This is a genomic window from Prevotella denticola (assembly GCF_900454835.1).
GTDB classification, from domain to species: domain Bacteria; phylum Bacteroidota; class Bacteroidia; order Bacteroidales; family Bacteroidaceae; genus Prevotella; species Prevotella denticola.
On record NZ_UGTM01000002.1, the window covers coordinates 85,178 to 105,153 of the forward strand.

The 19,976-nt window shown below is 52.5% G+C and carries 14 protein-coding genes; 4 read left to right on the forward strand and 10 right to left on the reverse strand.

Going from position 1 to position 19,976, the window contains the following annotated elements; translation table 11 throughout:
* Positions 1 to 352 precede the first annotated feature (352 nt).
* The 5 genes from DYH27_RS08495 to DYH27_RS08515 all read right to left on the reverse strand — a co-directional run bounded on the left by DYH27_RS08495 (position 353) and on the right by DYH27_RS08515 (position 7,407).
* Positions 353 to 2,500, reverse strand: coding sequence for a peptidylprolyl isomerase (locus tag DYH27_RS08495; protein WP_029216365.1), 2,148 nt, complete (start codon positions 2,498 to 2,500; stop codon positions 353 to 355).
* Positions 2,501 to 2,600: 100 nt separating this feature from the next.
* Complete coding sequence (locus tag DYH27_RS08500) at positions 2,601 to 3,866, reverse strand: hemolysin family protein (RefSeq protein ID WP_013670371.1); 1,266 nt, start codon at positions 3,864 to 3,866, stop codon at positions 2,601 to 2,603.
* Between the two features lie 8 nt (positions 3,867 to 3,874).
* Positions 3,875 to 4,525: an LptA/OstA family protein gene (locus DYH27_RS08505; protein ID WP_025067332.1), complete on the reverse strand. Its 651-nt coding sequence runs from the start codon at positions 4,523 to 4,525 to the stop codon at positions 3,875 to 3,877.
* 1 nt (position 4,526) lies between these two features.
* Entirely contained in the window at positions 4,527 to 5,834 is a 1,308-nt protein-coding gene (locus DYH27_RS08510) for a hypothetical protein (RefSeq protein ID WP_025067333.1), read from the reverse strand.
* Positions 5,835 to 6,021: 187 nt separating this feature from the next.
* The gene (locus tag DYH27_RS08515) at positions 6,022 to 7,407 is read right to left on the reverse strand and encodes an MFS transporter (RefSeq protein WP_029216364.1); all 1,386 of its coding nucleotides are present in this window, start codon (positions 7,405 to 7,407) and stop codon (positions 6,022 to 6,024) included.
* A gap of 174 nt (positions 7,408 to 7,581) precedes the next feature.
* On the opposite strand from DYH27_RS08515, the gene DYH27_RS08520 reads away from it, so the two are divergent.
* Complete coding sequence (locus DYH27_RS08520; RefSeq protein WP_025067334.1) at positions 7,582 to 7,779, forward strand: hypothetical protein; 198 nt, start codon at positions 7,582 to 7,584, stop codon at positions 7,777 to 7,779.
* 549 nt (positions 7,780 to 8,328) lie between these two features.
* Here the strand turns inward: DYH27_RS08520 and DYH27_RS08530 are convergent.
* Positions 8,329 to 8,655 carry a hypothetical protein gene (locus DYH27_RS08530; protein ID WP_004351457.1) on the reverse strand — a complete coding sequence of 109 codons (327 nt, stop codon included), beginning with the start codon at positions 8,653 to 8,655 and terminating at the stop codon, positions 8,329 to 8,331.
* Between the two features lie 57 nt (positions 8,656 to 8,712).
* Positions 8,713 to 10,017, reverse strand: coding sequence for a coproporphyrinogen-III oxidase family protein (locus DYH27_RS08535; protein WP_025067335.1), 1,305 nt, complete (start codon positions 10,015 to 10,017; stop codon positions 8,713 to 8,715).
* A 207-nt stretch (positions 10,018 to 10,224) separates the two neighbouring features.
* On the opposite strand from DYH27_RS08535, the gene DYH27_RS08540 reads away from it, so the two are divergent.
* Positions 10,225 to 12,387 carry an elongation factor G gene (locus DYH27_RS08540; protein WP_025067336.1) on the forward strand — a complete coding sequence of 721 codons (2,163 nt, stop codon included), beginning with the start codon at positions 10,225 to 10,227 and terminating at the stop codon, positions 12,385 to 12,387.
* 296 nt (positions 12,388 to 12,683) lie between these two features.
* Here the strand turns inward: DYH27_RS08540 and DYH27_RS08545 are convergent, their stop codons facing one another.
* From DYH27_RS08545 to DYH27_RS08550, 3 genes are all read right to left on the reverse strand, one after another.
* Positions 12,684 to 13,232, reverse strand: coding sequence for a glutathione peroxidase (locus DYH27_RS08545; protein ID WP_013670379.1), 549 nt, complete (start codon positions 13,230 to 13,232; stop codon positions 12,684 to 12,686).
* A gap of 186 nt (positions 13,233 to 13,418) precedes the next feature.
* Positions 13,419 to 13,565 (reverse strand): hypothetical protein, encoded by a 147-nt coding sequence (locus DYH27_RS13405; RefSeq protein ID WP_004351494.1) that lies wholly within the window; start codon positions 13,563 to 13,565, stop codon positions 13,419 to 13,421.
* An 18-nt stretch (positions 13,566 to 13,583) separates the two neighbouring features.
* Positions 13,584 to 14,474 carry an RluA family pseudouridine synthase gene (locus DYH27_RS08550; RefSeq protein ID WP_025067337.1) on the reverse strand — a complete coding sequence of 297 codons (891 nt, stop codon included), beginning with the start codon at positions 14,472 to 14,474 and terminating at the stop codon, positions 13,584 to 13,586.
* 536 nt (positions 14,475 to 15,010) lie between these two features.
* Between DYH27_RS08550 and DYH27_RS08555 the strand changes: the two genes are divergently transcribed.
* Both DYH27_RS08555 and DYH27_RS08560 read left to right on the forward strand, forming a co-directional pair.
* Complete coding sequence (locus DYH27_RS08555) at positions 15,011 to 17,506, forward strand: YfhO family protein (RefSeq protein WP_025067338.1); 2,496 nt, start codon at positions 15,011 to 15,013, stop codon at positions 17,504 to 17,506.
* Between the two features lie 672 nt (positions 17,507 to 18,178).
* Complete coding sequence (locus DYH27_RS08560) at positions 18,179 to 19,870, forward strand: glycoside hydrolase family 10 protein (RefSeq protein WP_025067339.1); 1,692 nt, start codon at positions 18,179 to 18,181, stop codon at positions 19,868 to 19,870.
* The last annotated feature ends 106 nt before the right edge of the window (positions 19,871 to 19,976 follow it).

The window sequence follows — 19,976 nt, forward strand, 5'->3', positions numbered from 1 at the left end:
GCATACAGACTAGTGTCGGTATATTTCTGGATGTATACCGAAAAATGTATGACAGGCTTGCCCGGTACAGTCTTGTGGATTTCCAGAACTTACTTTATAAACCAGGAAAAACAGAAAATCAATGCAACCGGTAGACAGATTGATTTCCAAACATGACTTTCCCCGCCGCCTTTCCGGTCATCTTAGGTGGAAGTTCGTATGTAAGTTCGTAAGTTACCGTCACTGCTGTCATGCGATAATAGATTATAAACAGCTTATAATATGAAAGTTGTGTAAAGTGTTAAAAGTGACAGCAATTAAAAAAGCGGATATGCCTGAGCACATCCGCTTTATGTATAAGGTATCATTCCCGTTAGAAGAAAAGATACCGGTTGTCTACGACATTCGCCTTGAGAATAAGATCCTGCATGAAGTTGCCGACCATCTGCATATTCTGCTGGGCCGTCTGCTGCATCACCATCAGCTCGTTGTACTTGGAACCGGCACGCATCGCCTTCTTGACAACCTGGAACACATACACGCCGGCATTGCCCTTTACAGGAGCTTTGGAGAACTTGCCGGCTGCTGTTGCTGCCACGGCACCAGAGAGTGCAGGCTCGACAGCACCTGTTGCCTGTACGAAGGCTGGAGAAGCAAAAGTAATCTGATTGACCGTACTTACCTTGGCACCCTTTGCCTGGGCAGCGGCAATGCTGCTGACACCCTTGAGTTTCGCCATGAGCAGTTCTGCCTTCTTGTCCTTCATCACCTCACGCTTCAGGATTTCTTTCACCTGTGCATCGTCCCATGCACGGAAGCCCTGCGGATGGATGGCATTGAGGACGATTACCAAGAGATGGTCGTTGTCGCCGCATTCGTAGAGCTGGGACACATCTCCCAGCTTGGCCTCAAAAAGCCACTTGAGGGCATCACGTGTACCATGAATACCTGCCACATAATGTTCGGCAGTTGATATGTCATTGAGAGACTGCACGCGATAGCCATACTTGGAAGCATTCTTCTCAAGATCGGCAACAGTCGTGTTCTTGGCAACAAACTCAGAGAATCTGTTGTAAGCCTCATTGCGTGTTGCCTTGGAGAAGTCGATGAGCTTCTTGATGACAGCCGCAGTCGTCTTGGTTGTCATTGCCTTTTTGTCGAGTACCTGAAGGATGACGTTACCCTGTGCAAGGGCTATGTTCTGGGTTGCATTTACTTCGCCACTCAGCAGTGCATTGATATAAGTACGGTTGTCCTGGCTCATACTTGGTGCAGCCTCATACTGCTGTCCTGTGAACCATACCTTCTCTCCAGTCTGACCATAACGCTTGGCAAGCGCCTCGAAGTCAGCACCGCCTGCCAATGCCTTTTGGATGGAGTCGGCCTTTGCACGTGCCTCATCCGGGGTGTTCGCGGCAACCTGAATCTGACGGAACTGTACAGAGTCTGGCAGCTGCGCCTTTGAGAGTACACGGATGATATTCAGCGTATTGTCCTGCTTGTTCTCTGTCACACCGGTAGTCCCTACAGCAAGCGAGTCAATTCTTGAAGCTATGTCAGGGTATTGCCTGTAAGCCTTGCTGCTTACAGGAACGCCCAGATAAGGAATCTCAGAACCGCTCTTGCTGACAACCGTTGCAGGATCGGCAGCTGTGGCAAGCTGCTTCTGGAGACCGTTCATCTCCTTGACAACAGCGTTGCGGTCAGCAGTGCTTGCCTTGATCTGATAATCGACGAATTTGATGTCACGCGTCTCTACATTCTGGCGGAAAGCCGGCTTCAGCTCGTCATACTTGGCCTTGAGGTCTTCATCTGTAATCTTGATGTCTGCGTCTTTTACAGAACTGTAAGCCAGAGAAGCAAGCTGGATCTGACTTTCTTCATTGTTGTCCTTGAAAGCCATCTTGGCTTCTGCCTTGTTGGAAAGTACACAGCTGGCAAGCAGCGCCTGATACTTCTGGCCGAGAAGCTGTATCCGGAGATTCTTCTCGATAAACAGCCAGTAGTCGTAAACCGTCTGCATCTGGTCGAGCTGGGGAGACTTCTCGGACTTCGCCTTGTTATAGCCGTCCAGGAACTGCTTGAGCGCATTCACGTCAAAACGGCCCGTCTGCTGGTTGACAAACGGTGTCTGCGCCAGCATCGGATTGGTACCATCGTTCAGTACATTCTGTATTTCCTGCTCGGTCACCGTCAGCCCTACCTTCTCTGCATCAGCCTGCAGGACACGGTTGCTGACCAGCTGCTGCCATACCTGGTCCTTCACCTGGTTGAGTTCTTCCTCGGTAAGGTTGTCACGTTGCATGGTAAATTTGATCGCTGACTGGTATTCATCTATCAACTTCTGATAATCCTGGACACTGATTTTCTCGCCCAGGATCTCCCCAATCTGCTGACGGGCTTCCCCCTTGATACCATTACAAGAGCGGAATCCTTCCTCAGCCAAGAAAGCAAACAAGGCCAGACCGATAGCTGCTACCAGCATACCTCCTTTGCTTCTGATTTTTCCTAATGCTGCCATTTTAGATTTATTATTTGATTTTAATTATTTACTCCAGTATGACAAATTGCCTACAAAAATACAAAGAAAAAGGGAAGTATCATAATTTTCCAAGCAGAAATTAGTCTGTCCCGTTGTCTTTCAACCGTACGAGTTCTATTTTTGTCATGGTATTCTTGATAATCCTGAACTCATATTGTCCTACGGTGATGATTTCATTAACCTTTGGAAAACTCTGATAAACGTGCAGCAGCAGACCGCCGACCGTCATGTAGTCATCGCTCTCCGGCAGATCAAGGTTGAACATTTCGTTGACCTTGTCTATTTCCAGCCGGGCTGAAAGAACATATTCATTGTCAGCAATCTGCTTGGCAACATACTTTGTGTTGTCATGCTCATCCTCTATATCTCCGAAGATTTCCTCAACAATATCCTCCAAAGACACGATGCCGCTGGTCCCGCCGAACTCATCCACGACGACCCCGAGACTTTTCTTCTGCTGGAGAAACACCTGCATGAGCTTCTGCGCAGGCATCGTTTCCGGTACGAAAGGCATCTTGCGGATATGCTCTCTCCACCGTTCCGGCGCACGGAACATCTCGGAAGAATGGATGTAACCCTTTACATGGTCGATATCATCCTGATAGACAATAATCTTTGAATTGCCGCTCTCGATGAACATCTGCTGCAGTTCCATCAGCGAACAGTTCTCTTCAACGGCATTGATTTCCGTACGCGGCACCATACAGTCGCGCACCTTCGTGTCCTGGAAGTCCAGGGCATTTTGGAATATCTTCACCTCGTCTTCTATTTCGTCTGCATTCTCTGCATTCTCAATGGAACTCTGGACAAGATAGTCAAGGTCGACCTTCGTGAAAGTACCGTCGTTCTCCTTTTCATCCATCTTCACACCGAACAGCCGCAGGAGGATACGTGCCAGAAAGGTGGCAAATCGACTGATCGGCCAAAGGATGATGAAAAAAAAGTAAGCCAACGGGGCAAAGAAGGTCAGCAGCCGGTTGGGATTGCTCTTGAAGAGGGTCTTGGGAAGAAACTCACCGGTAAAGAGTATGACAAACGTGGAGGAAAGCGTGTCCAGTATCACACGCATGGCAGAATCAAACCCGCTGAAGAGCGTCGCATCAAAGATCTGCGCAAACAGGATACCATAGACGACAAGCACGATGTTGTTACCCACAAGCATCGTTGAGACAAAGCCATTGGGATTCTTATAAAAAACCGTCAGGCATTTCTGAGCAATCCCGTTCTTCTCCCTGTCCATCTCTGCGAGAAGACGGTTGCTGGAAACAAAGGCAATCTCCATTCCCGAGAAGAATGCGGAGAGAACCATTGTAATCAGGATTCCTATGATTAAATTAATATCCAATTTTCCTATTATCGTTGCATTACTACAGGACCCTTCATGTTGTCCGTATGCGTGGTGTCAATCGGAGTAATTCCTGCTTCTGCACCTGGCATCATTTCTTTATCGGAGAAGATGCCCCACCCTTTCGTCTGGCGTATCTCATAGTCTGTCATCTCCTCATCGCTCCGGAACCAGTTGCCCTCCAGATCCTTGTCGGGGGTTCTCAGATGCGAATAAGAGTGTGACCACATCTGATGATTGCGTTCATCCCAATACAGTTCATTGCTGAAAAAAGACAGTCCCTGGGCTGTGAGTATCCGGACACGTCCGTGCAGTTCCCAGCGACGGTCCTGGTCGAAATACACAGCTGTATCACACTGTATATAGCCTACCACGTGCTTCTTCAAATTGAACTGCGTGAGCAGGATCCCCTTGTTGAAAGTCCAGCGGGAAGGCCTTCTGTTCGTATTGACCTCCCACTCTTCAGTGACAATCCTGTATTTTATCACGCCCGAATCGGATATAAGGGTATTGACACCATACGTCGTCATTACCGGAACCGAATCACGGTCATGGATGGCAGGGGCGGTATGCTCCTGCTCCTCTGAACAGGAAAGCACCGCACAGCCTGTTACCGACAGCACCAGACAAAGGAAGAAAGAGCGAAGTCCCGGGCGCATATCACTCAACCTTGAACTTAGCGAACCAGCGTTCATTGAAGGTCAGACCGACATTGATGCGGAACATATTCTCCTTGACGAGGCCCGTAACACTCTGGTTGACCCACTCGGCACTGACATTCAACAGACTGCGGTTGTTGTAACCGTTAACAATTGGAATACCGACACCGAGGCTCGCAGAAAGCTCATGCGGACCGTCCTGGCCGTTTATCTTCAGGTACGGGCTGGCATAGCTCACACCGGCCCGATAGTGCATACGGCTGAAAAAGCCGCGATACCGTTCTCCTTTGCAATAATCACCGCCAAGCGTAACTTTCTGGCGGTCGTTGAAAAGTCCGTCGACAAGACCGTAGCTCGTGGTACCGCCGACGGTATTCAGCTGCGGATAAGCTATCTTTCCCCATTTCTGCAACTGATAGTCAATCCCTATTTTCAGGTTGTTGCTGTGGTTCCACATCAGGCCGATACCGAAAGTATGGGGAAACTCAAGTGCCTTTGAGACGACATAGCGTGTCGTATCGGTCACGCTCGTCTGTGAATTTGTCGAGATGACACTGCACTCCGGATCAGCATTCAGCTTGTGACCGAGCGTGTAGGCCAGGCCCAGGGTCAGCTCGTTCTTCCTGTCAACAGCATAGGTGTACTGCAAGCCAAAATCAAGCCTGTAACTCTTTACCTGTGCCGTGTACTTTCGCGACAGTGTATTGACATAACTGTCACTGTACGTATTCGTCGAGTTACGGTTCAACGTTCCCCACAGATAAGAAATATTCGCACCGAAAGCAAAGCCCTTGAAAGGCTCCCAGCCGGCACCTAAATAGACCTGATGCAGGCCGCCGTCACCGCTGTATATAATAGAATAGGTAGCATTGGGTGATGACGTGCTTGGAAAGGCATTCACATTCTGTGTGTTGCTGAAATTGTAACCGACATTGGAATAAGGCAGAATACCGAAACTGATGCCGACGTGCCTGAATGCACGGAATGATGCGGCGACATACTCTATATCCGCATTGTGTGCATTGACTTTATGGCCGTTCTCCTCGAAATTGGTCAGCTGCAGACTGATGCCTGCATCGAAGATGAATGAAAGAGAGTCGACGGAAGCATAGGAGGCCGGATTCATGTAGTTAACCTGGTTATGCTCGTGAAAACCGTACGCCACACCGTTCATGCCCCGGTTAAAGCCCGTCGCCTGGGAGGCCAGAGAACCCAATCCATACTGGCTGTAAGGAGAATTGGTGCCGCTCTGGGCAGATGCCTGTACCGCAAGTCCGGCAAGGAGCAATACTGCAAATATCTTTTTCATTCGTTTCCTGTTTCTTATTCTGATTATATGTCTGGACAATATAATGGCGCAAAGTTATTAAAAAAAATCAATATAGCAGAAGGACAGTAAGGGATTTTGTTTTTTATAAGACTTCTTTGTGCCATTTATTAAGCCAGGTGTCCACAATCAGGAAATCCACATACAAACAAAAGTCCACATTGACTTTTCAGAACCTGCCGATAATCCTCCCTGCATCCTCCTTCATTCTTCCATACCCCACCAAAGCTGCAAGTCCGACGGCCGCAATCAGCACGAACGACAGCTGATAGCGAACCAATGAGCCGGAGACAGCCGACACGGCAGACGAGACCCTCAACGCCAATGCACCCAGACCGACGCCCAGACCGGAAGCAAGCTGCAGGGCCGTGCTGTAGAGTGTATTGGCCGACGACATCTTCTGCTGCGGCACATCCACGTAGGCTACTGTGTGGAGCGTACTCAGCTGTACGGAACGGAAGCTACCCATCAGGAACAGGCAGATGATGATGGCAATGATGGGAGAAGAGACATCGAAAAACGCACAGGCAGCTGTGGAAAGCGACAGCAGCAGGGCATTGAGAAACAGGATATGCTTGATGCGCCAATGGTGCATCATCCACACCGTGAAAGGCTTGGTTACAAGGTTCCCCAGCATCAGTGACAGCAGGAGCAGACCGGAATGAAAGGCATTGAAGTGCAGTCCGTCCTGGAACAGCAGCGGCAACAGAAACGGAGCAGCTCCGATGACCATCATGGAAAGCGTGCCGTAGACGATCGTCACCGAATAGGTGGGCACACGCATCACCGAGTAGTCTATCAGAGGCGACGGAGAACACAGGGAACGGCGGACGCTGAACGCAAACAGACAGACACACACCGACAGCAGGGAAAGCGGAAGCAGGAAGTCGGCCGCATCACCTCCCAGCAGCTCCAGACTGTACATAACGCCCGACAGCGACAGGGCGCTCAGCAGGAAGTCTGGCACGTCCAGCCGTCCACGCCGCCTGTCGGCAGGCTGTCTGGGGACATACCTTATTGCCAGTAAAAAGACAAGGAGACCGATGGGGATGTTCAGAAAGAAGATCCAGTGCCACGAAAGATAGGTGGCAAGGAAACCGCCTATGGGAGGACCGATGACCGGGGCGACGAGCCCGGGAGTGGTAATCCATGCAATGGCATTCACCAGGTCGCCTTTGTCACAGTTCTTCAACACTGCCAGCCGCCCCACAGGCACCATCATCGCTCCCGCAACGCCTTGCAGGAAGCGCACGACGGCAAACTGCATCAGACCACGGCACAGCGAGCACAGGACGGACGTGCCGATAAACCCCAGCACGGCATAAGCGAACACAGAACGTGTGCCGTACCTGTCGGCTACCCATCCGCTTACAGGAATGAACACTGCAAGCGAAATCATGTACGCCGTAATGCCTATGCTCATCCTTCCGCTCTCCACGCCGAAATCGGCTGCCATCTGAGGCAGGGCGGTCACCAAGGCGGTGGAATCAATATACTCCATGAAGAAAGCCACTGCAACAAGTGCAATGACGATATGTGAGGTGTGCTGTTTCATCTGCCCATTTTCTTTGTCCACTTCCGGCCGGTGGCAACACTGGAAGTCCTTTCTATGCTGGGACTGTACCGGCGGCCGGACACAAAGGTACGTCTTTTTTCCGAAACCGCCATCCGGCTTCCATCCGCCACAGGTTTATTAAATGTTAAATACGAAGCGATTTGAATAAAAAACTTGCTTGTTTACATATTCATTCTTATCTTTGCAACAACAAACGAAGAGGAAGATAACAACAACAGAACACAGACAGAACAAAGAGAAGAAAAGATAAAGTCAGAGTTTATATCGATTATTGCAACAGCATGCAGGAAAAGAGCTGCCGGCAGAAAGGAAAAGAGAATAAAAAGACAAGATACTAGAACTTCCAGATAAATACATACTGTCTGACAGCATACAGTGTTCAGGGCTGTTAACGCTGACTACAGATTCAAAGACATAAGGGTTAGTTTTTAAGGTAAAGGATAACAGACTTGTCCCCTCATGTCCGCCGTCTCCGAAGGGGTGCGGGCATTCGGGAACTGGCAGCCAGTCCCGGTTCCATGTGAGTGGAGCCGGGATTTCTTGTTCTTCCGCCAAATACGTGGACGGTCCGCACATATCTGAAGATATTGTAAACGAGGCATTGTCAGTGCCGACAACATCAATGACTGCTGTTCCCAACAGTCGGGAACAGCAGTCCCAGCGGCTGGGAACAGGATTCCCAACCGGTTGGGAGCATCATTCCCATGCGGTTGGGAACAATCCGGGAAAAGTCCTCCATGGCAGCCAGGAAGTATATGCTTACGGAATGACCTGTTACCCAATGTTTAGGAAAGCATTAAGCACCCAACCTTTCCGTACCGCCAGACGGGCATCCGAAAGCAGGAACAGCCTCCAGCCGACCGGCAAGTGTTTTCAGGGGCTGCCTGTCCGATGCCCGGCTCATCTGTCAACAGTCTCCCGATATTGCTGTTTTATTCTTTCCTCGAGCTCCTCCAGTGTCTCTTTACTGCCCAGCATACTTCTGACAAGCCGGTAGCCGAGCCATATCAGAACCATACCGATGAGTGCAAGGAGATATTGTAGAAGAATACTCTTTACGAGTTCCTCCGTGAAATTCTCACAGATGACGAAACCGGCAATGAAAACAATATAATCCACCCATCCCCAGCTGTTGTAGCTGTGGGCGATGCGCCGGTACTCTTCGTTGTTGGCAAGGACCGTGCTGCGGTTCTCGGCCCATTTTTCTTCAAATTCTTCGTTGGTCATGTCTGGATGTCGATAAGCGATGATGGATGGTAAAAAGACGATGATGGCAGGCGATGATTACACTTTCATCAGCTCACTCATAATCGAGTCGCTGACATAGATGCCCTTGCGGGTCAGATGGAGCCGCCCCCCGTCCTCCTTCAACAGACCTTGCCGCAGAAACGGTACGGCAAGGTGCATGAGATATGAACGGTATTCGGCAGAAAGCAGCGAGAGTTCTATTCCCTCACGTGTGCGGAGAGCCGTCATGACCGTGTCGTTGTAGTGCGTGTCGGCATCAATCACCTCCTCTTCGCAAGGCAGCCGCCTTTCCCGGATGGCATCTATGTAGGCTCTGATGTCCGCCACGTTCCAGCTCCTCTTTCCGTTACCATACGAGTGGGCAGCCGCCCCTATGCCGATGTAGGGAACGTCGTGCCAGTACGAGCTGTTGTGACGGGAGCGGAAAGGGCTTGGGACTTTGAGATTTGAGATTTGAGATTTGAGATTTGAGATTTGAGGGCTGGACTTTGAGGGCTGGACTTTGAGGGTTGGACTTTCATCGCTGAGAGTAGGCGTGAGTCTGGCGAAGTTGCTGATTTCGTAATGTTCGTAGCCTGCACTTCCCAACCGGTCGATAAGCACGTCATACATCTTCCTGTAAAGCTCATCGTCCATCTCCCTGACCTTTCCGGCCTGTAGAAGGCAGTAGAGAGGAGTGCCTTCTTCGTACATGAGACTATAGGCAGAGATGTGTTCAGCCCCCAGCTCGAGCACGTGGGCAATATCGGCCTCCCACTCCTCGAGTGTTTCTCCTGGGAAACCGAACATAAGGTCTACGGATATGTTGCCGATGCCGGCCTCCCTCAGGCGGCCGACCGCACTCACCGCCTCTGCCGCCGTATGCCGCCGGTGCAGGAAACGCAGCCGTTCGTCCGAGAAGGTCTGCACGCCCATGGAGATACGGTTGACAGGCAGCGAGCGCAGTTTCCGGGCAAACTCTGCCGTCACGTCGTCGGGATTACACTCCATGGTAACCTCGATGGGTGCAGCGGCACAGCCCTGTTTCCGGTCCGTCCCCATGTCCCGTCGAAACGGCAGGTGATACACCGTTTCTATCGTATGGAACAGCCTGTGCAGGCTCTGGAAGGACAGCTGGGAAGGCGTGCCTCCACCCAGGTAGATGCTGGTCAGCTCCGCAGTCTCTCCGCCGGATACGGCTTCTTCATCCGTCCTCAGTTCCATCTCATGGCACATCGCATCCACATACCGTTCCTCTACAGACTTCCCCTTTCCATCCCCTCCGGACGGAACGGTGGAATAGAAGCCGCAGTAGATGCAGCGGCTGGCGCAGAAAGGAACGTGTATGTAAAGTCCTGCCATGATGTAGGGAATACGTATATATATAATATGTGTAATGCGGTAAGTCCTGCAAATGTACTAATAAGTTTTAAAAGAATAGGGGTTTTCAGTAAGAACTTTTGGCACTTTCAATGAAAATGTCTACCTTAGACGGCTGAAAGGATGAGCTTCGGCTTGTCTCTTGAGACGAATAAGCATTTTATTACTAACAGCTTAAATCTATCAGATATGAGAGTATATCAGACAAACGAGATCAAGAACATTGCCTTGGTCGGCAGTGCGGGTAGCGGCAAGACGACTCTTGCCGAAAGTATGTTGTTCGAAGCTGGTGTAATCAAACGCCGCGGAACGGTTGAGGCAAAGAACACGGTCAGCGACTATTTCCCTGTTGAGCAGGAATACGGCTACTCGGTGTTCCCGACGGTGTTCCATGTGGAGTGGAACAACAGGAAGCTGAACATCATCGACTGTCCGGGAAGCGACGACTTCGTCGGCGGTGCCATCACGGCACTGAACGTGACCGACGAGGCTGTCATCCTCATCAACGGCCAGTACGGTCCGGAGGTAGGCACACAGAACAACTTCCGTTATACCGAGAAACTCAAGAAGCCTGTTATCTTCCTGATCAACCAGCTGGATTCCGACAAGTGCGACTTCGACAACCTCATTGCCACAATGCAGGAAATCTACGGATCGAAGTGTGTGCCGGTGCAGTATCCTATCGAGACCGGACCGGGATTCAACAGTCTGATAGATGTCCTGCTGATGAAGAAATACAGCTGGAAGCCGGAGGGCGGCGAGCCTGTCATCGAGGACATTCCGGCCGACCAGATGGACAAGGCGATGGAACTGCACAAGGCTCTCGTCGAGGCGGCTGCCGAGAACAATGAAGGGCTGATGGAGAAGTTCTTTGAAGAGGAGACCCTCACGGAAGACGAACTGCGTGAGGGCATCCGCAAGGGGCTTGTCACCCGTTCCATCTTCCCGGTCTTCTGCGTATGTGCCGGCAAGAGCATGGGGGTACGCCGCCTGATGGAGTTCCTGGGCAACGTCGTTCCGTTCGTCGACGAGATGCCGAAGATACACAATACACGCGGCGAGGAGGTCGCTCCGGACAGCAAGGGACCGGAGTCGCTTTACTTCTTCAAGACCGGTATGGAACCGCACATCGGTGAAGTAAGCTACTTCAAGGTGATGAGCGGATGCGTAAAACCGGGCGACGACCTTACCAATGCCGACCGTGGATCGAAAGAACGTATGGGGCAGATCTATGCCTGCGCCGGTGCCAACCGCATTCCCGTCGAGCAGCTGAATGCCGGCGACCTGGGCTGCACGGTGAAGCTGAAAGACGTGAAGACGGGCAATACCCTGAACGGAAAAGGGACTGACCAGCGTTTCGACTTCATCAAATATCCCAATTCAAAATACTCGCGTGCCATCGAAGCAAAAAACACTCAGGACACAGAGAAGCTCATGGCAGCCCTGCTGAAGATGCGGCAGGAAGACCCGACATGGGTGGTGGAGCAGAGCAAGGAACTCCGGCAGACCATCGTCCACGGACAGGGAGAGTTCCATCTCCGTACCCTGAAATGGCGGCTGGAGAACAACGAGAAGCTGCAGGTTGTCTTCAAAGAGCCAAAGATCCCTTACCGGGAGACGATTACCAAACAGGCAAAAGCAGAATACCGCCACAAGAAGCAGAGCGGCGGTGCCGGCCAGTTCGGCGAAGTCCACCTGATAGTCGAGCCTTACGCAGAAGGAATGCCGGACCCGACAACCTATAAGTTCAACGGACAGGAATTCAAGATGAACATCAAGGGGCGCGAGGAGCGCGACCTGCCCTGGGGCGGCAAGCTCGTCTTCATCAATTCCGTTGTAGGCGGCGCCATCGATGCCCGCTTCATGCCGGCTATATTGAAAGGTGTGATGGACTGCATGGAACGCGGGCCGCTGACAGGCAGCTATGCACGTGATGTTCGAGTGATTGTCTACGACGGAAAGATGCACCCGGTCGACTCCAACGAGCTTTCCTTCACCCTGGCAGCCCGCCATGCCTTCTCGGATGCTTTCAAGGCGGCAGGTCCGAAGATTCTCGAGCCTATCTACGACCTGGAGGTATTCGTGCCCGGCGACTATATGGGTGACGTGATGAGCGATCTGCAGGGCCGGCGTGCCATGATCATGGGCATGGACTCTGAAGCCGGCTACCAGAAGCTGCAGGCGAAAATCCCACTGAAGGAACTTTCCAACTACAGTATCTCGCTGAGTTCGCTTACCGGCGGACGTGCAAGCTTCACGACCAAGTTCGCAAGCTATGAGCTTGTCCCGAACGACCTCCAGCAGAAACTGATTGCTGAACATGAAGCGGAAGCAAAAGAGGAAGACGAATAATCTCGCCACAAGGTAAGAACCGTTCAACAAGGAAAGGGGAATATCAGAAAGACCGCCACGGACAATTCTTCTGATATTCCCTCTCTTGTTTTGTCTTTCAAGGACCACCCTCCACTGACAGACAAGTCCCCCACTGACAGAGAGAACAGGACCTTCACAGACACTGACTGAAAAAGGCAAGGAGTATGATGCTCCTTGCCTTTTCCGGCCGATACCACCGGTCGTAGAAAGTTCCACACCCCTGTCCGTGTCCCCTCTCCCGCCCCATGGCAGGACAGACGACAGACCTGACAGGTCTACAGCAGAGCCTCAATCTGCTTAGCGATATTCTCTATCTTCTCTGTCGGTTCAAAGCGAGCGACGACCTGCCCCTTCTTGTTGATCAGGAACTTGGTGAAGTTCCATTTGATATCAGATTTCTCCTTGTAGTCAGGATCAGCTTCAGAAAGCATCTTGTCGAGAACAGGATAAAGCTCGTGCGATTCGTCCCAGCCGGCAAATCCCTTCTGCTCCTTGAGGAACTTGAAGAGCGGATCGGCATCGTCGCCATTCACTTTCACTTTCTTGAAGCGCGGGAATTCTGTTCCGTAGGTGAGCTTGCAGAACTCATGGATGCTCTCGTCGGTACCCGGAGCCTGCTGTCCGAACTGGTTGCAGGGGAAATCGAGAACCTCAAAGCCCTGTGCATGGTACTTCTCATAGAGTGCTTCCAGCTGGTCGTAGGTAGGTGTGAAGCCGCACTTGGTAGCTGTGTTGACTATCAGCAGCACCTCGTTGGCATACTCTTTCAATGATACTTCTTTTCCTTTTCTGTCCTTGACAGAGAATTCATAAACTGTTCTCATTTCTGTTTCTTATCTTCGCTTTATATTAAATGCCTGTTTGTTATATGTTGCAAATGTACGAATTTAATTTCGTTTTCTACTTCATTGCCCGAAAGATTTTGTAGGAAATCCCCATCCCAGGCTCCATGCCGCATTCACAGACAACGTCTTCCCGTGCCTCATCTCGGCATCAAGATGCAATGCCTGTTATAACAGCGTCAGTATCCAACTGATGATGGCAAGTACGACAAGGGTGATGAAGATACGGACAAGACAGCCGGTAATCTTCCTGATGAGAAAAAGACCGACCACAAGTGCTGCAAGCAGGGCGATGTAAAGCTGTAAATGTTCCATAGGGAAAGCCGTTTCCTGTTATTTGAACAGATGCCGGAAAGTTGCCGGAACAGGGGTCTCGAACTCCATGCGCTGATGCGTCACGGGATGATGGAAGCAGAGCACATAGGCATGCAGACAGAGCCGGTGCAGCGGGTCGTCGCCGTTGCCGTACTTCACGTCGCCGCAGACAGGATGGCCCATGTCGGCCGAGTGTACGCGAATCTGATTCTTCCGTCCTGTCTCCAGCCGGTATTCCACGAGACTGTACGCCACCGTACGGTCGAGGACATGGAAATGGGTGACGGCATATTTACCGCCATTATCCACTGGTGAACTGTAAGTGACGTATGCCTTGTTGTCCTTCAGCCAGTTGGCCACCGTTCCTTCGTCCTGTTCCATCTCACCGCTCACTACGCCCACATAACGGCGGTCGTAGACAATGTTGTGCCAGTCATGCTCGAACAGCTGCTCGGTCTGCATGTCCTTGGCATAAATCATCAGTCCCGACGTATCGCGGTCGAGTCGATGCACGACATGTGCCGTACACTTCTGGCGGGTCTTGTAGAAGTAGTCGTCCAGAATGCTCTTCACGTTCAGCGAAGCATGACCGGCAGCCATGGAGAGGATACCGATATTTTTCTCCACCACCACGAGGAAGCGGTCTTCGTAGACTATCTTCACATAGCGGCTGCGGAACTGACCGTTCTTCTTACTCTTGCTGACAGACACCTTGTCGCCAGCCTTCAGCTGACGGTCGAACTGTGTGACGCAGCTGCCGTTCACCCTGATGCCGCGGTTCTGCAGCGTCGCCTTCACCTTGCTCTTGCTCTCTTTCAGGTTTGCCAGCAGCCACTCAAGCAGAGGGGCCGGCTCCGTCACCCTGTAATGCGAATATTTCTCTTCCGTATAGGGATTCTTTCTTATCATGCTGCAAATGTACAAAGAATAAATAAAACAGCAATCCATTCCAGACATAATATACCTGAAATCCTCCATATACGCCGCACCTCCCTGCTGTCCGCTGCAGAGCAGCCGCCATTCTCCGGTGCTTCACATACCCATGGGCACACAGTCTGGAAAGATTCAAGCAGGCTGCCGGGAAGACAACCGAAAGGATCATCAGACATCACAGAATCATGTCACAGAACCATCAGGCAGAGAACAGGAATGGTCGTGAGGCGACAGAGTCCAGACACTGTGAAGCAGACCTGTCGGAACATACCGGATTCCAACACGCCACATCGTACACAGGAAACAAGGCTCAGCCGCAGTGCAGACAGACGTTGATCGGCACTGCAATCAACGCCTCTCCGGCTCCCGATCAAACCTTGTCATCCTTACGATGATGTACTGATTTCAGCGGGGACATACGAAAAAGTCATAAGTCGGAGGCTGTAAGTTCTTTGTTTTTTGTAACTTTGCACACATTGATATCTATCAGACAAAAGCAAAGCAGAATAAGCATGAAAACTTGGAAAAGACTTCTTCCCGATGTGATGGCCGTCGTGTTGTTTGCGGTTATCTCGTTCGCTTACTTCTTCGTACCCGTCACGCAGGGCAAGATTCTCTATCGCCACGATGCCTCGGCAGGTGTCGGATCGGCACAGGAAATGACAGAGTACCAGAACCGTACAGGTGAGACGACACGCTGGACAAACGCCATCTTCGGCGGTATGCCGACCTACCAGATGTCGCCGGCCTATCAGTCGACAGACGGCCTGTCGCAGGTGATGAACGCCTATCACCTCTGGCTGCCGGACAATGTATGGTTCCTTTTTGCCTACCTTCTGGGCTTCTACATCCTGCTGCGGGCTTTCGACTTCCGGCAGTCGCTGGCGGCACTGGGCAGTGTGATGTGGGCCTTCTCGTCCTATTTTCTGATCATCATCGCCGCCGGACACCTGTGGAAGGTAATGGCACTAGCCTACCTCCCGCCGATGATCGCCGGCATCGTGCTGGCCTACCGCAGCAAGTACCTGTCCGGCTTCATCGTGACGGCGGTCTTCACAGCCTTCGAAATAAAAGCCAACCATGTGCAGATGACCTATTACTATCTGTTCGTCATCCTCTTCATGGTTGTCGCCTACCTCGTGAAAGCCGTCCGTGAGAAACAGCTGGCCGCATTCCTGAAGGCGACAGGCGTGCTGGCGGCGGCAGCTGTCATCGGTATTGCCATCAACCTCTCCAACCTCTACCACACCTGGCAGTACCAGAAGGAGAGCATGCGCGGCAAAAGCGAACTGGTGAAGGCGGACAAGGCCAACCAGACCAGTTCCGGGCTCGACCGTGACTACATCACACAGTGGAGCTACGGCATCGACGAGACGCTGACACTGCTTGTACCCGATGCAAAAGGCGGAGCGAGCGTTCCGCTGAGCCAGAGCGAAACGGCGATGAAAAAGGCCGATCCGCAGATACAGTCGATGATACCCCAGCTCTACGATGCCTTCCCGCAGTATTTCGGTACACAGCCGGGGACGAGCGGGCCGGTCTATGTCGGGGCGTTCGTGCTCTTCCTCTTCGTCCTGGGGCTGTTCCTCGTGAAAGGTCCGATGAAATGGGCACTGCTGGCCGCTACGGTTCTGTCCGTCCTTCTGGCCTGGGGACATAACTTCATGGGCTTCACCGACTTCTTCCTCGATTACATCCCGATGTATGCGAAGTTCCGCACTGTGGCGAGCATCCTCGTCATTGCCGAGTTTACGATTCCGTTGCTGGCCGCCCTGACACTGAAACGCATCATCGACGAGCCCGACCTGCTGGGACGGAAGATGAAGTTCGCCTACATCAGCCTGGGGCTGACGGCGGGCGTGGCAGCACTGATCGCCCTGTTCCCCGACATGACGGGGCCGTTCGTCAGCGAACAGGAACGCCAGATGATCAACGGCATCCAGGGAATGGATGCCAATACGGCCGGCACCATTCTTTCCAACGTCTCCACCATGCGGGCCGCCATGGTCAGTGCCGACGCATGGCGTTCGGTCGTCGTCATCCTGATCGGCTTCGCCCTGCTCTTCGCCTACAGGCTGAAGAAGCTGCGTGCCGGTTATATGATCGGCGCATTGCTGATACTCTGCCTCGTCGATCTGTGGCAGGTGGACAAACGCTATCTCAACGACGGAATGTTCGTACCGAAGAGCGAACGCGATATGCCGCAGCAGCCGACGGCGGCCGACGTGGAAATCATGAAGGACAAGAGCCTGGACTACCGTGTACTGAACTTTGCCTCCAACACCTTCAACGAGAACGAGACCGCTTACTTCCACAAGAGCATTGGCGGTTATCATCCAGCCAAACTGCGCCGCTACCAGGAGATGATCGATGCCTACATCGCTCCCGAGATGCAGAAGGCCATGCAGGCCATCGCTGCCAAGGGCGGCAATATGCAGGCTGTGGACGGTGCCAAGGTGTTCCCCGTGCTGAATATGCTGAACACGAAGTACTTTATTCTTCCGTTGCAGGGAGGAGGCACGATGCCGCTGAAGAATATCTATGCACAGGGCAACGGATGGTTCATCGACAGAATCAGCTATGTTGCCGATGCCAATGCCGAATATGCAGAAGTGGGCAAGATGGATGTGCGCCACGAGGCAGTAGCCGACAAGAAGTATGAAGCCGTGCTGGGGCAGGCTGCGGCAAGGGACACTGCCGCCGCAGTGAGACTGGAGAAATACGAACCGAACAACCTGCAATATACCGTCAGCTCGAAGAACGGCGGCATTGTCGTCTTCTCTGAAATCTATTATCCGGGCTGGACGGCGACGGTAGACGGCAGGCCGGCAGAACTCGGACGGGTGAACTACATCCTCCGTGCCCTGCGTGTAAAGCCGGGCCGGCACACTGTCATCCTCGACTTCCATCCGGCAAGCATCTCCGTTACCGAGACGATTGCCTATATTGCCATCGTAATCCTTCTGCTTGCTGCGGCCGGAGCCGGATATATAAGAATGAGACGCTGAACATCGCTCGCAGCCACAACGGAAAGGGCCATGCCAACACTCGGATACAGAGTGCCGGCATGGCTCTTTCCGCGTTTATTCAGCAACAAGCAAGCCTTTGCAATCCTCCGTTAAGTTCGGTAAACGCTTACAGTGCAAGTCAGTCATCAACATCTTGACATAATAATATGGTATCAACGGGGGCAAGAACCGGCCTTCCCTACAGATGTGTTGATGCCCGTCACACATTGTGTTGACGGCAGACACCGGCCGTGTTGAGGGTCCACACCCTTACAATATGTCGCCGGTATGGGAGCAGCTTGCAGCCGGAGAAGAACCGTACCGGCGCAACCTACCGGGTCAGGGGGGCTTGCCTTTCCGAAAACAATGCGGGACTGTCTGTTTAAAAGAGATTACGGAATGATGCAGTCCGAGGTTCATCGGACGGCATCAATTCAGCCCCTTTTGCTTTCCCAGGAGCTGTGGAAAGTACATGGAAAGGGAAAAATCCTTTAAGAGAGTGCTTTTCTCTGATTTTTATTTGTACTTTTGCCCAGGCTGTTGATGAGCTATCTGCAAAGAACAGCAGTAAGAATGTAAAAAGAACTATCCGACAGGACAGCATCCGTGGCCGCACCACCAGTCGCCGGCCAGGGACTCATGATGAATCAAAACTATACGGAATCAAGGAACATGAAGAAGCCCGCTCTACTTATCCTCCTCTGCACACTGGCCCTTGCAGCACAGGCGCAGACGAGCCTTGCCGACTATCTCACACGACGGCTGCCCAAGCACGAGACACGTGCCGTGTGGCTTACGACACTGGCCAACCTCGATTGGCCGAAGACCTATGCAAAGTCTGAGACTGGCATACTGCAACAGAAACAGGAACTTACCGACATCCTCGACTGCTACCGGCGGGCGAACATCAACACCGTACTTCTGCAGACCCGCGTGCGTGCCGCCACCATTTATCCGTCAGCCATTGAGCCGTGGGACCGCTGCATCACAGGCACCGAGGGCTGTGCGCCGGGCTTCGGCTACGACCCGCTTGCCTTTGCCGTGGAGGAATGTCACAAGCGGGGCATGGAGCTTCATGCCTGGATAGCAACCATCCCCGTGGGGGCGAAGAACTCGATGGGCTGTCGACTGCTCAGGCAGAAGGGCTTCCGGATAAGGAACTACGCTACAGGGGCGTACCTTGACCCTGCCGACCCGAACGTACCCTCCTACCTCGCTGCCATCTGCGGCGAAATCGTAAGGAACTACGATGTGGACGGCATCAACCTCGACTACATCCGTTATCCCGACGGATGGCCGCGCCCTTCTTACCGGGACGACGACACACCCGAACGCCGGCGCAGCAACATCACGGCCATCGTACGTGCCATCCACGACGAAGTGAAAGGACTGAAGCCCTGGGTGAAGATATCCTGCTCGCCCATCGGGAAGTATTCCGACCTCAGCCGCTACAGCTCACGGAACTTCAACGCATACGACCGTGTCTCGCAGGAAGCACAGGAATGGATCAGACTGGGACTGATGGACCAGCTCTATCCCATGCAGTATTTCCGTGGCGAAAACTACTATCCCTTCATCGCCGACTGGATGGAGAATGCCTATGGACACGACATAGTGACCGGGCTGGGCACTTACTTCCTTGACCCACGTGAAGGCAACTGGACACTGGGCGACATAACCCGCCAGATGTACGTCAGCCGTGATGCCGGCATGGGCCATGCACATTTCCGCTCTCATTTTCTCACTTCCAACAGACAAGGCATCTACGACTTCGAACGGCAGTTCAATGCAACCCCGTCACTTCCACCTGCCACGAAGAAAGGGAAAGCCGAAGATGCACCTGTCCTGCTGTCACGCACCCCGCTCGTACAGCGGCCGGGCGACGGATCGGCACGACTGAACTGGAAAGGAGCGTCACCTTATTACAACATATATGCCAGCCGTTCCTTCCCCGTCGACACCCGGGACGCACGCAACCTGATATGCACCCGTTACGGCGGTCTGTCGCTGCGACTCAAGGATGTAAGTCCCGCATTGTATTTCGCCGTCACGGCCATGGACAGATACGGCAGAGAAAGCTCCCCCCTGCAGGAAGAACCCCTCTTCACGGTACAGACATCCCCTGCCCTGCTGGACAATGACGGCACGACGCTCATGCTCCCGGCTATGGCCAGACAGGCCGATATCGTTCGTTACGAGATACAGACGCTGCAAGGACAAATGTTCCGCAGCAGCAGGCACTGGGACAGAAAGCATGGAAAACTGGACATCTCTGCCCTCCCCGACGGTATCTACCAGCTCCTGAGCCGTACCCGGAAGAACCGGTCCTATGTATTGGGCACGTTCCTGATAAGACGGAAATGAGAAAGCAAAAACAAGTCGGAAGCCTCCATGAGACGATGCAGACCGACATGGACGCACGTTCCCGGACGATGCCCGGATTCCAGGAAGAGAAGTCAGGCACAACCGA

Excerpts from the sequence above, each read along its gene's own strand:
- DYH27_RS08550 (WP_025067337.1), bottom strand. The coding sequence starts at position 14,474 with ATGATAAGAAAGAATCCCTATACGGAAGAGAAATATTCGCATTACAGG.
- DYH27_RS13405 (WP_004351494.1), bottom strand. The coding sequence starts at position 13,565 with ATGGAACATTTACAGCTTTACATCGCCCTGCTTGCAGCACTTGTGGTC.
- DYH27_RS08530 (WP_004351457.1), bottom strand. The coding sequence starts at position 8,655 with ATGACCAACGAAGAATTTGAAGAAAAATGGGCCGAGAACCGCAGCACG.
- DYH27_RS08510 (WP_025067333.1), bottom strand. The coding sequence starts at position 5,834 with ATGAAAAAGATATTTGCAGTATTGCTCCTTGCCGGACTTGCGGTACAG.
- DYH27_RS08515 (WP_029216364.1), bottom strand. The coding sequence starts at position 7,407 with ATGAAACAGCACACCTCACATATCGTCATTGCACTTGTTGCAGTGGCT.
- DYH27_RS08535 (WP_025067335.1), bottom strand. The coding sequence starts at position 10,017 with ATGGCAGGACTTTACATACACGTTCCTTTCTGCGCCAGCCGCTGCATC.
- DYH27_RS08540 (WP_025067336.1), top strand. The coding sequence starts at position 10,225 with ATGAGAGTATATCAGACAAACGAGATCAAGAACATTGCCTTGGTCGGC.
- DYH27_RS08545 (WP_013670379.1), bottom strand. The coding sequence starts at position 13,232 with ATGAGAACAGTTTATGAATTCTCTGTCAAGGACAGAAAAGGAAAAGAA.
- DYH27_RS08505 (WP_025067332.1), bottom strand. The coding sequence starts at position 4,525 with ATGCGCCCGGGACTTCGCTCTTTCTTCCTTTGTCTGGTGCTGTCGGTA.
- DYH27_RS08495 (WP_029216365.1), bottom strand. The coding sequence starts at position 2,500 with ATGGCAGCATTAGGAAAAATCAGAAGCAAAGGAGGTATGCTGGTAGCA.
- DYH27_RS08560 (WP_025067339.1), top strand. The coding sequence starts at position 18,179 with ATGAAGAAGCCCGCTCTACTTATCCTCCTCTGCACACTGGCCCTTGCA.
- DYH27_RS08555 (WP_025067338.1), top strand. The coding sequence starts at position 15,011 with ATGAAAACTTGGAAAAGACTTCTTCCCGATGTGATGGCCGTCGTGTTG.